This is a genomic window from Oricola indica, assembly GCF_019966595.1.
Classification (GTDB): Bacteria; Pseudomonadota; Alphaproteobacteria; order Rhizobiales; family Rhizobiaceae; genus Oricola; species Oricola indica.
Genome location: NZ_JAINFJ010000006.1, coordinates 213,292 through 227,011, shown reverse-complemented (window position 1 = coordinate 227,011; position 13,720 = coordinate 213,292). Strand labels below are relative to the sequence as shown.

The window sequence follows — 13,720 nt, the reverse complement described above, 5'->3', positions numbered from 1 at the left end:
GCGAACGTACGAACAATGCGAACGTCGATAATTGTCCATTAGGCGACGTGCCGCTTCCTTTCCCGGAATGCGAACCATAGCGGCCTCGAGATCAACGGCTAAGCCCTTATCCCATAGGGGCACCATGAGGCAGCCGCAGCCGACCGGAAGATTGTGGCGCACGCTCCCCGGATAGGGATATTCGGACGCCCGCAACAGTTGTCGCCGGACTATAAAGGACCCATAACAAGATCGCGGCAACGTGTTGGTAAACACGACCGAATATTGCGTGCCGGTTGGAGTGAAGCCGGGCGCGATGATGCAGTGTCGTTTCGACGTCGCTGCTAACCGGATGGAGCCGAATGGCTCGGGATTCGGAGCTTATGATCAGGTTACGCATCCCGCCTGGTCGCCCTGACAAGGCTACGCTCTTCAACACTGTCGATGCAGACTCTCGACATGATCCCCTCGCAGGTTCTTGAGCGCAAAGTCGTTCACAGTATCCTGCTGGGGGAAGTCAATCTTTGCAGGTCAGGACAGCTGAAGTTCCGACTGAAGGCTGAATAGCCCCTAGATTTGTAGACGCCTTCTTCCCCAATTTTGAGGTAAGGAGGCCATGATGGGTAAAGCCAATTTCAGCGAGGATTTCAAACGGGAAGCGGTGGCGCAGATCACCGAGCGAGGCTATCCGGTCGCGGAGGTGGCGAAGCGGCTGGGCGTCAGTCCGCACTCGCTCTACGCGTGGAAGAAGAAGTTCTCACAGCCTTCTGGTGACGATGACAAGGACGCCAAGATCAGGCGGTCGAAGCGCGAGTTGGTCCGGGTCACCGAGGAGCGCGACATTCTAGAAAAAAAGGCACCGCGTATTTCGCCAAGAATGCAAATTGAGATACGCGTTCGTCGCCGATCATCGCCCACTGTTTTCGGTGCGGGCGATGTGTCGCTGCCTGTGCATCCATCCGAGCGGCTTCTACGCCTGGCTCAAGAATGAGTTGAGCAAGCGCGCCCGCGAAGACGCGCGCCAGACCGAACTCATCCGGACAGCATGGAAGGACAGCGGCAAGGTGTATGGCTATCGTAAGCTCCACGATGATCTGCTGGATCAGGGCGAGACGTGCTGCCCGAACCGCGTTGCACGTCTGGCCAGTTTGGCAGGAATCAGGGCTCAGATCGGCTACAAGCGTCGGCCGGGCAGCCATGGCGGCAAGCCATCATTGGTCGTCAACAACACGTTGGACCGACAGTTTGATGTGGATGCGCCGGACCGGATCTGGGTCACCGACATCACCTACATCAGAACACTGGAAGGCTTCGCCTATCTGGCCGTCATCATCGATCTCTATTCCCGGCGTGTTGTCGGATGGGCAATGCAGAGCCGTCAGACGACGGACGTGGTCCTGCAGGCTGCTGATGGCGGTATGGAGACGGAAGCCGAAGAGCCGGGTGCTGATCCATTCGGACCAGGGTTCCCAGTTCACCAGCATGGACTGGGCCTCATTCCTCAGGGCTCACAATCTGGAACACTCGATGAGCCGGCGCGGAAACTGCCATGATAACGCGGTTGCCGAGAGCTTCTTCAATCTGCTCAAGCGGGAGCGGATACGGCGCCAGACCTACAAGACGAGAGCCGAAGCCAGGCAGGACGTGTTCGACTACATCGAGATGTTCTGCAACCCGAAGCGCAAGCATGTCAGGAACGGGATGCTGTCGCCCGTCGAGTTCGAACGGCAGCAGCAAATGAGCACCGAGGGCGCCTAGAAAACTCGGGGCAATTCAGGTGCCAAGCAATCCCGCAATCCACATCTAGAGCAGCTCACCTCATCCGCAACTACAGTCGTTTTTTGCTTTCCATGTCGAACAAATGAACCGAGTTGGAAGCGGCGCCCAGGTGAATTTCATCGCCGGGACTAAGCTCATGACGATCGCGAAAAACCGCGGTGACTTGAACCCCTGCAACCGTCGCGAAAACGTGGAGTTCGGATCCCGTGGGCTCCACCACCGTGACAGTTGCCGGGATTCCCGTCTCTTGTAGCACCAGATGCTCCGGCCTGATCCCCGCGACGACACGCTGTCCAATATGAGAAGCAGGTGCGGAGGGCACGGGAATTGTCGCAGCATCTATTTCGAGATACGGCACATCGCCGCCACACAGATTGGCCTGCAGGAAATTCATGGCAGGCGAGCCGATAAATCCTGCCACGAACAGATTCGCGGGCGTGTCGTAGAGTTCCAGCGGCGTACCAACCTGCTCGATAACGCCGTTCTGCATCACGACAATGCGATCGGCCATTGTCATCGCCTCGATCTGGTCGTGCGTGACATAGATGGTTGTGGTCTTGAGACGCTGATGAAGCTCCTTGATCTCGGTGCGCATCTGCACGCGCAGCTTTGCATCGAGGTTCGACAAAGGCTCGTCGAACAGGAATACCTGCGGGTCCCTGACGATCGCGCGGCCCATGGCGACGCGCTGGCGCTGGCCACCCGAAAGTTGCTTAGGATAACGTTCAAGGAGGTCCTGCAGACCGAGGATGTCCGCGGCCTTGTTCACACGCGTGGCGATTTCCTCCTTCGGTGCGCGTCTCAGCCGCAGCGAAAACCCCATATTCTCGGCGACTGTCAGATGCGGGTAGAGGGCGTAGCTCTGGAACACCATCGCAATATCCCGATCCTTCGGCAGGATGTCGTTGACGACTTGCCGGCCAATCGAGACCTCACCACCGGAGATCTCTTCGAGCCCCGCTATCATGCGTAGCAGTGTAGATTTGCCGCATCCCGATGGGCCGACGAGAACGACGAACTCGCCGTCGTCGATATCGACGGAGACGCCGTGGAGCACAGAAATCGCCCCAAAATCCTTGCGTACTTGATCTATGCTTACGTCCGCCAACTCCAAATCTCCTGTATCTCGCCGGTCAAGCGGCGGTTCTCATCGTAGTGAATGATCGAATGGCGTGTTCCGCGACATCCGCATCCTGCGCAGTTGTGCCGGAACTGACACCGATTGCGCCGGCGACCTCTCCGTCGATGACCACCGGAATCCCTCCGGGCAAGGTCGTGAAGCGCCCTGCCTGCAAATTCTGGATTCCAAATCCCGGCTGTCCCGGTTGGGTTGCAGGGCCAATTTCCGCGGTTGCCTTGCGTGCGCCCGATGCCGTGAAAGCCTTGGCAATCGCTATCTCGATCGAAATGAACTTGGCGCCATCCATGCGGTGAAACGCAAGCAGATGGCCCGCGGAATCGACCACGGCGATGTTCTGAGGAACATCGATTTCGTTTGAACGCGCGATCGCGCCCTGAATCAGAAGGGTGGCATCAGCTGAGTCCAGGTTGAAGCTCGTCTGCATCAGGCGGATACTCCTGCGACAGAAGGCCGTGCCGCCTCCTCTTCCGCGATGATCAGTTCGGAAGCACGTTCGGCAATCATGATTGTCGGGATGTTCGTGTTTGCGCGCGGGACCGTTGGCATCACCGACGCATCCGCGACGTGGAGGCCTTCAACACCGTGTACTCCCATCGTCGCGGGATCCACGACGGCTTCGCGGATGTCGGAACGACCCATTCGGCAGGTGCCGCTAACATGCCATTGCGCGATGGCATTGGCCTTTACGAACTGTTCGAGAGCCTCCCGATCATCGACGATCTCCGCGAGCGACCTACCGTTGCCGAGAAAGGTGCGGAAAAACCGGTCCCTTATGAACGGCATGACGTCGAGCGCCGCAGCGGCAGGTGCGGTCAGCAGATAGTTGCGCAAAGTTACCTTTCCGAGCGCCTTTGCAAATCCGCTATAGGCCGATGGCGACGCACATTGAATTGCCTCTGCGAGTTCAGGGCGTGCGAGGATCGTCGCCATCAGACGCACGCTGTCGATCAGCCTGTTCGTATCGCGAACATCGCTCAGGAAATTGAGCGCCGCGACCGGCTCGTCGTCCGGGCTCGCGCTCTGGATTCGAACCCAGCCGCGCGAATGCACCTTGTTAAGCCAGGAGATCATCGTGCCGATACGGTGTCCGAGAGGATGCCATGCAGAGCGCGCGACTACCGCCATGTACATGTCCGATGGCGGGCATTCCGCATGGTCGGAACTGTAGCGGAGACCGAACAGCATATGACGTCTTGTCGTGTCACCAAGCCTCGCATGGGGCTTGAGAAACGCTGATACCGAGATACCCGGGTGCTCCTGCAGGTTTTCGCCGACGCCCGGCAGATCCGTCAGCACGTCGATGCCCAATTCGCGCAGAAGCCCGGCATCGCCGATACCCGCCTTCTGCAACAGCGCGGGAGAATGCAATGCGCCCGCGGCCAGGACCACACGTCGGGCAGCGATCCGTACACGCTGGCCGTTGCGGACGACTTCGATACCCGTGACACGCCGGCCTTCCGTGAGGAGCCGCCTCGCGCAGGTGTCCGCCATGACTTCGAGATTCGACCGAGCTCTCACGTCCGAGCCGAGATATCCGCGCGCCGTCGAGACACGGTCCTTACCATCGTTCGACAGCGACATCGGGAAGCAGCCATCCGTATAAACGCCGTTCTGATCACCCAGATTTGGATAGCCGGCGGCTTCGATGGCAGACTTCGCGCACTTGGCGAATTCCGGCCACTGCGCCTCAGGCACCCGGTGAATGATGATCGGACCGTCCTTACCATGCAGCGGGCCGTCGAAATCGATGTCTGTTTCCAGTTTCCGGAAAAACGGGAGAACCGTTTCCCATGTCCAGCCATCGGCACCGAGTTCCTGCCATTCGTCGTAATCGTCCGGCGTTCCGCGGTTCGCCATCTGCCCATTGATGCTCGAACCGCCGCCAAGAATGCGCGCCTGCTCGTATTTGAGCAGTGGCGGGCGGTCTGCGGTGTTGTTTCCGAATGGCTGGCGGTAGGCCTTGAGCTCGGGCCAATGGTTATCCGGATCGAATGCCGCTCGTGCAGGATAGATGTCGCGAATGGCATCCGATTCCGAGCCCGGCGGGATATCCGCCCCCGCTTCGATCAGAAGGACCTTGCGGTTCGGGGACGCGGACAAGCGATTGGCCAATACACATCCGGCGCTTCCTCCCCCGACTATGACAACATCCCACACAACACTCATCCCTTGACTGCTCCTTTGGTCAGGCCGGCTACGAATTGCCGACCGAAAAGTATGAAAATGAAGAGGATCGGGAGCATGGCGAGGGTCGCAGAGGCGGTCAGAGGTCCCCATTCGCGACCGAAGAATCCGATGAAACCGTAGACCAGCGGCTGGATCGGCTTGAGCTGGGGGCTATCGACCATGACCGAGCCGGCAACGAACTCATTCCAGGTTCCGACAAACGCCAGGATGCTTGCCGCAGCGAGCGCGGGCCGCGAAAGCGGCAGCACGATGCGCCACAACAGGCCAACCCTGGATATGCCATCGACAATGGCAGCCTCATCGAGCTCATGCGGAATGCTCTCGACGGCCCCTTTCAAGATCCAGATCGTCATCGGCAGCTGGTGTGCAGCATAGATCAGCGGCAATACGTATGGCGTATTCGTCAAACCGAGACGTACAAAGTAGATATAGGTCGGGATCAGCAGCGCGGCGGCTCCGATGGAAAGCGGAATGCTGGCGATGATCAGCAGAAACAGCGGGCGCCGCAGCGGGAAACTGTATCGATCGAATGCGTATGCAGCCGGCAACCCCACCACGACAACCGTGATAACCGCAACGACGCAATAGATGAAGCTCGTGAGCATGTTACCGAAAAAGCCCGTCGCGGCGACACGATGATAGTTGTCGAGGGTCGGCGCGAAATCGAAGAATGCAGGCGGAAAACGGAACAGATCCTGCTCGGACTTCAGCGAGGTCAGAACTCCCCAAACAAACGGGAGCCCATTGAGGACAACCAGCAGTATGACGAGCGCGACCACGAGCGTCTGAGTCGAGACCTTCGCCGCCCTGCGCCGGGCCGACATGCGCGTGCCTGGAGCAGACTTGCGAGCAGTTTGAGCTTGCACGGACATTCTCCTCAAGCCTTCCAGCCGGTCAGGCGGACGTAAGCGAGAACCATGAAGATGTTCGCGGCGAACATGACCAAGGCAAGCGCCGTAGCGGAGCCGAGATCGAAGATGGCGAACGCACGCTCATAAACCTCGAGGGCGAGAATGCGGGTGGCATCGTTTGGGCCACCCCCGGTCAGGACAAGCGGAGTTTCGACCGTATTGATATTCGCCAGCATCAGCACGACGACGACGAGCAACATGGGGGTCTTGAGAAGCGGCAGCGTGACCAGCCGGAACACTTGCCAGGGTGTCGCCCCATCGACATGCGCCGCCTCGATGCACTCGTTGGGAATGCTCTTGAGACCGGCGAGGAGAACGATCACGGCATAGCCCAGCCGCTTCCATACCGATACGAAGATGAGAAGCCCCATGGCGCCGGTCGAATTGGTCATCGGCGTGAATTCACCGCCAACCAACGTTCCGACTGCATAGGATGCAACGCCGATATCGTTGATGAACACCCATCTGAACAGAAGCGTGGCGACGACCGCGGACGTGATCCAGGGCAGGATCACGATCATCTTCGCAATCATTGCCGCACGCGGTTTCATCCTGTCGATTCCGACCGAAATAGCCAGGGCAATGGCCACCGTGATCACGACCGACGCACCCGTGTGGATGACCGTGCGCAGCATTGTCCCGGGCAACGTGTAGTCCTGGAACAACCGAAGATAGTTCGCGCCCCCGTCGAACGGCCCAACCGCGCCATATCGGATGTCGTGCAGACTGAACCAGATCGCATAGACGACTGGCGAGAAAAGCACGAAGCCAGTCAACACGAAGGCAGGCGCTACGGACGTGAAGGCCGCGGTATTCGACTTCATTTCAAGGTTCCCTGGGACGGTTTGAGAAGCGCGTCGCGCAAGCCTCAGCTTCGCGACGCGCCAGTTTTTCCGGCGATCAGCGCCGGTTTTGCTGATTAAACCGCTTCTCGGCTTCCTCGAGGGCCTCCATCGGGTCCATTCCTCCCGAAAGGACATTCTGCGCGGCCTTGTTCAAAGCCTGGCGGTAACCGCCAACCGCGAACTTGACCGGACTGATCCATCCGTAATTGGCGATGCCCTTGGCTGCTTCGACAATGTACTGGTTCTCGGGCTTGGCGAAGAAATCGGTCATTTCGCTCATGTTCTTCGCGGAGGCAGGGATCTGCCCACCGACCTCTATCCAGAGTTTGTCGGCTTCCGGGCCCGCCATGTATTCGAGGAATTTGGCTGCTTCATCGATCTGCTTGCTGCCCGACCACACACCGACAGCCCAGCCAGCCATCACCGCGGGGGAATGCGGCTTGCCGTCGACGCCCGGCCAGATCATGAACCCGACATTCTCCTTGCCAACTTTCGCCTGCATGGTCGACACGCGAACGACCGCGCCCGTGAACATCGCCAGACGTCCGGCCGCGAACTGCTCGTAGAGATCCTCCGCGCTCCAGGTGACGGCCTGGGGCGGCGTGATTTCGTGTTCGGTCACCATCTCGGTCTGAAGCTTGAGCGCTTCGGCGCCGATCGGGTTGGCCCACATGGCACGACCGTCCTCATGGAAGAGATCGCCCTGTCGGGACAGCATCACGGATGTCATCATCTGGGCGTCGGCACGGTCCTCGCTGAACTGCTGCCCAAAGCCCCACCGGCTCACATTGCCCGAATCGTCGCGTATGGTGAGCTTCTTGCCCGCTTCGATGAAGGTCGGCCAGTCGGTCAGAGAAGCAGGATCGATACCGGCCTCGGAAAGGAAATCCTTCCGGTAAATCACGCCGTAGTAATTACGGGAGTGGAACAGACAATGGACTCCACCTTCCCATGCGCAGCGTTCCCAGTAACCGTCCTGACGCTCCTTGATTGCCTCTTCCGGCCACGAGTCGAGAAACAGCGGATTGAGATCGGCAAGGGCGCCCGATCCCAGGGCCTCGCCCAGCAGGTCGGTTACGACCCAGATGATATCCGGCGCATTCCCCGCACCATGTGCGGCAAGAAATTTCGGCGTCATCTGATCCCAGACCTGGGGTTCGACGACGACGTCGATTTCAGGATTCGCCGCTTCGAAATTCTCGATGATCTGATTGAGCGCAAGTTCGCGCGGGGACGTGCCTTCCGGATTGAGGAATGTCCACATGCGCACTGTCGTTTCGGCCTGCGCGGCGACGGCACTCAATTGAGTCGATGCCGCGAGCAAGCCCGCAACAGCAAGCCTTTGCATGGTTTTCATCGTTCGTTTCATCACATTTTCCTCCCTGTTTGATGTGAATGCAGACTGACGCTCAGAGCGCGGTAACGTCGTTCAGAGCGTCGTTCAGCGATCGCAGGACATGAGACTTTGCCGCGATGCGGTACGCGTCCTCGTCACGATCGGCGAGTGCGGCGACAATTGCGCGATGTTCGCGGATTTCGATTTCACGCCGTTCGCGCCAACTGTCGACGCCATGGCGCACGCGGCTGCTGACATACTGAAGCTGGATGCTCTGGTAGATCGATTGAAGCATCGCGTTCCCGGACAATTCGACGATCCGCGAATGAAACTTCGTATTCAGTTCGATCTGCTGACGCCCCGAAAGCCGCTCCCAGTCGCTATCCGCCTGCTCCACGATCTGCAGCAGCGGCTTGACGACATCGGCGACGATTTCGCCGGCCTTCATTCGCATGATGGCAAGCTCTCCGGCATTCACTTCCAGCCCGAGACGGACCTCCCAAAGATCCCGCACCTGTTGCGGTGACGGCTTGCGGATTCGAAAACCCCGACGCGGGATACTCTCGATATAACCCTCAGCGGCCAGCCGCATGAGCGCCTCGCGAACGGGCGTCGGACTGACGTTGAACCGTTCCGACAAACCTTTGGGGTAAATGCGCTCTCCGGCGCCGACATCGGTTCCGAAGATAACCTCGTCGCGGATGCTCGCGTAAAGCGCATCGGCGAGCTTCTCTCCCGGCGCGCCCATCAGCGTCCCGCGGTCATCATCACTACTGTTTGACTGTTGCATTCCGGCCCTCCTGCTCACCAAGGATGTTACCGTCGGCGACCTCGTATTCCGCCGCGCGATCCCAATCGATTTCGCAACCATGGCCCGGCCTGTCGGACAGAAAGCCGAGACCGTCTCGTATATCGATCGGGTACACCGGAATGTCGTCACGCAGCGGATTGGGGAGACGATTGGCCTCGTAGATGCTGAACGCCTGCGCCGCACAACAGGTATGGAGAGCGGCCGAGACCCCGATCCCGGACCCCACTCCGTGGGGCGCAAGATCAAGGCCGTGCCTCTTGCACAATTCGCCAATCGCCATCATGCCGGAAACGCCGACCCGGGTGATATTCGGCTGCAGAACATCGACGGCCCCGCTGTGCACGAGCTCCTCGAAACTCGGCAGAACATAGTCGTTTTCACCGGCTGCGATGGGCATGGTCGCAACCTCGCGAATGCGGGCGAGATCACGGGAGCGCTCGGGCTTTATCGGCTCCTCGAGCCATGCGACATCGAGACCGTCGAGACCCTTGGCAAGATCAATCGCGTCGTCGACTTCGTGGCCGCAATTCGCGTCCAGCATCACCTGGACATCCGGGCCGACAGCATCCCTTACGGCAGCCGTATGGGCGATGTCCTGCGCCACCGCGCGGCCGATCTTGAGCTTGACCGCACGGTATCCGCTCTCGACGAACTCGCGCGCACGTTGCGCCGACTCTTCTTCCTTCTCGAGAAACGGAATAGGGCTGACATAGAGCGGCACAGGCGCGATCTTGCCGCCGAGATGCACCGCCAGCGGCTGCCCCGCCGCCCGGGCCTTAAGGTCCCACAACGCGATGTCGATGCCACCGAGGGCCTCCATCGAGAACCCCCGAGTGTGCCCCATCGAAATGAAGTAATTGTAGAAATCCGCGAGACACTCGGACGGACTGTCCAGTTCACGCCCCACGAGCGCCGGAGCGATCAGATTGTTGATCAGCGCGGTCGTAGCCGGAGAGTAGGGAAGACCGAACGCTTCGCCGGTCCCCGTAACCCCGCCCTCCTCCTCGACAAGGATGATCGTGGAGAACTGACCGGAACGAGGTATGCGCCGAAAATGCGCCGCCGGTCGGAGCACGGAGTCCGGAACCTTGTCCGCCCCACCCCACATCTTGGCGAAGGAAACATAAAGCGGAATTGCGCGAACAGACTTGATCCGCATTCGAGGCGGCCTCCCATATCGTTTCGCAGTTTGTAAAAAATAAAAAATAAAAAATCAAACGGAAATTTGCAGCCGATGTCTGCATGCGCCAATCTCCCGGCACAGCAGGCGATCACCCGAGAATCTGATTCCTTGAATTCGTGAGACGGTCCAACCGCACCGGAAAGCATCATCATCCACATGGACCGACAGCGACCATGCGCTAACCTTCAGCCTGGACCACCTGATCGGAGCCCCCAAGACCGCCGAATTCTGAATGACGCCGAGCGGGCGCTACACGATCATCCAGATGGCGCCCGGTTCGAGCCTCTTCTGGATCAGTTCGGCCGTTGGCCTACAGATACCGATTCATTGTACCGCATCGGGCCGACTATTGCCTGCCTTGGGCCGAGCGGAAATCGAAAACCTCGTTTCACCGGAAGATCTTGTCCTTCCCGATGCGCAAAATCGAACTGGATAATTTCATCCAGGCGATCGACGATGCCAACAGGGAAGGTTTCTGCATGACGAAAGGACTGGTCGACGCCGACACCCGGTGCCTCGCGGCGCCGATATACGGTCACGAGGAAACCACAGGCAGTTCTGCATGCGCTGACTCGCTTCTCTCGAAGGCAAGTCCATTTGCATCGAAGAGATGTGCGGCAGAATACGGGAAAGTCAGACGGACCTCGTCACCCGCATGCAATTCGGATCGCTCGCGCGCCTTGATGACCAACTCGGTACCCATCGGAGAAACCGCCTCCACAAGCGTTTCGTCACCGAGTTCTTCGACAAGGGAAATTGTCGCGTTTCCTGTTTCTTTTTCCGCAGGCTCGAGAACCAGATCTTCCGGCCGGATACCCAGCGTCACACCTTCCCCCGCTCTCGCCCCCCGACTGTCTCCAACCGGGATGTGGCTCTCGCCGAATTCGTCGCTCGCCACGCGTAAACCTGTCGCATCCGCTGAGACCACTCGACAATCGACGAAGTTCATCTTCGGAGATCCCAGGAACCCCGCAACGAACAGATTGCGTGGCGCATGATAGAGCTCCAGCGGCGTTCCGACCTGCTGCACTTCGCCGGCATCCAGCACGACGATGCGGTCCGCGAGTGTCATCGCTTCCACCTGGTCATGGGTAACGTAGATCATCGTTGCTTCGAGTCGGGCATGCAGCCGGGCGATCTCTCGGCGCATGCTCACGCGCAAGGCCGCATCAAGGTTCGATAACGGTTCGTCGAACAGGAATACTTTTGGATTGCGGACGATCGCGCGCCCGATCGCAACGCGCTGCCGTTGGCCGCCCGAAAGTTGCCCAGGCTTTCGCTCAAGCAATTGCTCCATCTGGAGTATCTTCGCTGCGTCCCTGATGCGCCGGTCGATCTCGTCTTTTGGTCGTCTCGACAGTTTGAGGGCGAACGCCATGTTCTGGTAGACCGTCTTGTGCGGATAAAGCGCATAGGTCTGGAAGACCATGGCAATGCCGCGCTCCTTGGGAGACTCGTCGTTACAGATCTCGCCACCGATGCGAATATTGCCGTCGCTGACGTCGTCGAGACCGGCGATCATCCGCAACAGTGTCGATTTTCCGCAGCCCGAAGGCCCAACGAAAACTATGAATTCGCCATCGGCAACCTCGAGATCGACATTGCGAATAATGTCGATGGCGCCAATGGATTTCGAGATATTTTCCAGTTGAAGCGTGGCCATGAAATTCGTCTTTCCAGGCGGACCTACACTGTCCGCGTCACTTTCCTGAGATGGCGCGGATTGTCGGGATCATTTCCGAGCTTGCGCGACAGACGCTCGATGAAGACATAGAAGGAAACCGCCTGGCAGATCGGCGTTAAGAGCGGATGCGGAGCAGCGGCGCTTGAAAGATGGCCGGCATTCTCCCGATCGACATCGTCGACGAGCCAGACATCTGCGCCAGCGTCACGCATACTTTGGGCAGTTTCCAGGACACCTCCGCGGCTCTCGTCCGACGGCACGAAGAAGAGCCCGCGCAATCCCGTATCGGCGAGCGCGATCGGACCATGAAGGACTTCCGCGGAACTATATGCCTCCGCATGGAGACGACAGGTCTCCTTGAACTTCAGCGCCGCTTCCGCCGCGACCGCAAAGCCCATACCGCGACCCACGCAGAAAATCGGTCCGTGCGCCCGAAAAGCCTCGTCGCTCGCTATCCAGTCAGCTGCAACTGCGCGGTCGAGCGCGTCCGGCAAGGCCTGGAGCCCCGTTTCCAGGGCGCTGTCGCCTGTCCATTCCGCAACGATGCAAGCCATCGCGATCAACGACGCCACATAGCTCTTCGTCGCCGCCACCGAGACCTCCGGTCCCGCAAGCAGCGGAGCGGGCAGGTCGACCAGTTCCTCGAGCCGAGATCCGCCGGCATTGACCAGTGCGGCCGTCGTCGCCCCGCCCTGTGCGCCCGCGGTGACAAGCGACAGAAGATCGGGGCTAGCGCCGGACTGCGAGATCGCAATCAGCGCCGCGCCGTCCAGACGCAACCGGCTTCCATAAACCGAAGCCACTGAAGGGCCGAGCGACGCGACAGGCCGCCCGACATGCGTCTCCACCACATATTTCAGGTAGGCCGCGGCATGGTCCGAAGAACCGCGTGCAGCCGTCACGAGCACCGGCGGATCGAGGCGCCGAAAACGCGCCCCGATCTCGCGGTAGGCGTCCAGCCCGTCTGCCAATTGTCGGCGCGAGACCTCGGGAATCTCCCGGGTCTCGCGCGCCATCATCGTCTCAGCCATTCGGGTCTCCGAACCATGCCGCGCGCGAGCCGCCTGGATCAGGCATCCCCTTTCATCCGCGACTTGAAGAAGTCGAGATGCTTCTCCTGGGCGTCGATCATGCGGGCGCGATACTCGCCGTAGATCTGATCGGTGTCGTGCAGCGTCACACCTTCGATCGTCGGCGACGCGAATGTCGGCAATTCAATGCCCTTGTCGGCGAGTTTCTGGGCCGTCTGCGCGACCAGTTCATGCATCATCATCATCGCCAGCACGGTCGACGATCCCGCCACCGGACGCGACCAGCCGTCCACGGGCACGATGGCGTCCTCGATCGGCGCACAGGTGTCGATCACCACATCCGCGGCGTCGGCGAGACGCTGGCCGGAGGAGTGCGTCGCCGGCTTGTCCAGATTGGCTTTCGCGTTGATTGCGATGACGGTCATGCCGCGCTTCTTCGCATAGAGCGCCGTATCGATGCCGGAAGCATTGCGTCCGCTGTGGCCGAAGATCACGATGCTGTCGCCGGGATTAAGCGGCTGGTGATCGAGAAACTTCTCGGCGTAGTTTTCTGTGCGCTCCAGCCAGAGGAGCTCCCGCACGCCGCCGGCACCCAGCACATTGTGCCACATCAGGCGCGGATCGGTGAGCGGATTGAAGCCGACATAGCTGCCATAGCGCGGAAAAGTTTCCTGTGCCGGCAGAACCGAATGGCCGGAACCATAGAGGTGGATCAGACCCTTGCCCGCGAGGGTCTCGGCAAGAGCGGTCGATGCGGCCTCGAACGCCTGTGCGTTTTCCTTGGCTGCGCGTTCCGCCAGTTCGAGCAAACGGCTGATATAGAGTGTGGTCAT

Annotated in this window: 11 protein-coding genes and 1 pseudogene; 1 reads left to right on the top strand and 11 read right to left on the bottom strand. The window is 59.7% G+C overall.

Going from position 1 to position 13,720, the window contains the following annotated elements; genetic code table 11:
- Nucleotides 1–598: 598 nt before the first annotated feature.
- Nucleotides 599–1,737: pseudogene (locus tag LC343_RS16790) on the top strand (IS3 family transposase).
- Nucleotides 1,738–1,807: 70 nt separating this feature from the next.
- On the opposite strand, the gene LC343_RS16785 reads toward LC343_RS16790, so the two are convergent.
- The 11 genes from LC343_RS16785 to LC343_RS16735 form a co-directional block, all read right to left on the bottom strand.
- Nucleotides 1,808–2,866, bottom strand: coding sequence for an ABC transporter ATP-binding protein (locus tag LC343_RS16785; protein WP_238484344.1), 1,059 nt, complete (start codon nt 2,864–2,866; stop codon nt 1,808–1,810).
- A 25-nt stretch (nt 2,867–2,891) separates the two neighbouring features.
- Nucleotides 2,892–3,323, bottom strand: coding sequence for a GlcG/HbpS family heme-binding protein (locus tag LC343_RS16780; protein WP_223478313.1), 432 nt, complete (start codon nt 3,321–3,323; stop codon nt 2,892–2,894).
- Nucleotides 3,323–5,065, bottom strand: a complete 1,743-nt coding sequence (locus tag LC343_RS16775) for a GMC family oxidoreductase (RefSeq protein ID WP_223478312.1) — start codon at nt 5,063–5,065, stop codon at nt 3,323–3,325. The genes LC343_RS16780 and LC343_RS16775 overlap by 1 nt, the downstream gene beginning before the upstream one ends.
- Nucleotides 5,062–5,865: a carbohydrate ABC transporter permease gene (locus LC343_RS16770; protein WP_223478311.1), complete on the bottom strand. Its 804-nt coding sequence runs from the start codon at nt 5,863–5,865 to the stop codon at nt 5,062–5,064. Before LC343_RS16770 ends, LC343_RS16775 begins: the two co-directional genes overlap by 4 nt.
- Before the next feature lie 98 nt (nt 5,866–5,963).
- Nucleotides 5,964–6,821, bottom strand: coding sequence for a carbohydrate ABC transporter permease (locus LC343_RS16765; RefSeq protein WP_223478310.1), 858 nt, complete (start codon nt 6,819–6,821; stop codon nt 5,964–5,966).
- A gap of 76 nt (nt 6,822–6,897) precedes the next feature.
- Complete coding sequence (locus LC343_RS16760) at nt 6,898–8,211, bottom strand: ABC transporter substrate-binding protein (RefSeq protein WP_223478309.1); 1,314 nt, start codon at nt 8,209–8,211, stop codon at nt 6,898–6,900.
- A 40-nt stretch (nt 8,212–8,251) separates the two neighbouring features.
- Entirely contained in the window at nt 8,252–8,968 is a 717-nt protein-coding gene (locus LC343_RS16755; protein ID WP_223478308.1) for a GntR family transcriptional regulator, read from the bottom strand.
- Entirely contained in the window at nt 8,949–10,148 is a 1,200-nt protein-coding gene (locus LC343_RS16750; protein ID WP_223478307.1) for a mandelate racemase/muconate lactonizing enzyme family protein, read from the bottom strand. Before LC343_RS16750 ends, LC343_RS16755 begins: the two co-directional genes overlap by 20 nt.
- 559 nt (nt 10,149–10,707) lie before the next feature.
- Nucleotides 10,708–11,835, bottom strand: coding sequence for an ABC transporter ATP-binding protein (locus LC343_RS16745; protein ID WP_223478306.1), 1,128 nt, complete (start codon nt 11,833–11,835; stop codon nt 10,708–10,710).
- Between the two features lie 23 nt (nt 11,836–11,858).
- A complete protein-coding gene (locus LC343_RS16740; RefSeq protein WP_223478305.1) occupies nt 11,859–12,887 on the bottom strand; it encodes an SIS domain-containing protein in 1,029 nt (342 codons plus the stop codon).
- A gap of 38 nt (nt 12,888–12,925) precedes the next feature.
- A complete protein-coding gene (locus tag LC343_RS16735) occupies nt 12,926–13,720 on the bottom strand; it encodes a sugar isomerase domain-containing protein (RefSeq protein WP_223478304.1) in 795 nt (264 codons plus the stop codon).

What these genes read in the sequence shown, in the direction of transcription:
- LC343_RS16780 (WP_223478313.1), bottom strand. Translation starts at nt 3,323, where the DNA reads ATGCAGACGAGCTTCAACCTGGACTCAGCTGATGCCACCCTTCTGATT.
- LC343_RS16775 (WP_223478312.1), bottom strand. Translation starts at nt 5,065, where the DNA reads ATGAGTGTTGTGTGGGATGTTGTCATAGTCGGGGGAGGAAGCGCCGGA.
- LC343_RS16765 (WP_223478310.1), bottom strand. Translation starts at nt 6,821, where the DNA reads ATGAAGTCGAATACCGCGGCCTTCACGTCCGTAGCGCCTGCCTTCGTG.
- LC343_RS16760 (WP_223478309.1), bottom strand. Translation starts at nt 8,211, where the DNA reads ATGAAACGAACGATGAAAACCATGCAAAGGCTTGCTGTTGCGGGCTTG.
- LC343_RS16755 (WP_223478308.1), bottom strand. Translation starts at nt 8,968, where the DNA reads ATGCAACAGTCAAACAGTAGTGATGATGACCGCGGGACGCTGATGGGC.
- LC343_RS16750 (WP_223478307.1), bottom strand. Translation starts at nt 10,148, where the DNA reads ATGCGGATCAAGTCTGTTCGCGCAATTCCGCTTTATGTTTCCTTCGCC.
- LC343_RS16745 (WP_223478306.1), bottom strand. Translation starts at nt 11,835, where the DNA reads ATGGCCACGCTTCAACTGGAAAATATCTCGAAATCCATTGGCGCCATC.
- LC343_RS16740 (WP_223478305.1), bottom strand. Translation starts at nt 12,887, where the DNA reads ATGGCTGAGACGATGATGGCGCGCGAGACCCGGGAGATTCCCGAGGTC.
- LC343_RS16735 (WP_223478304.1), bottom strand. Translation starts at nt 13,720, where the DNA reads ATGACCACACTCTATATCAGCCGTTTGCTCGAACTGGCGGAACGCGCA.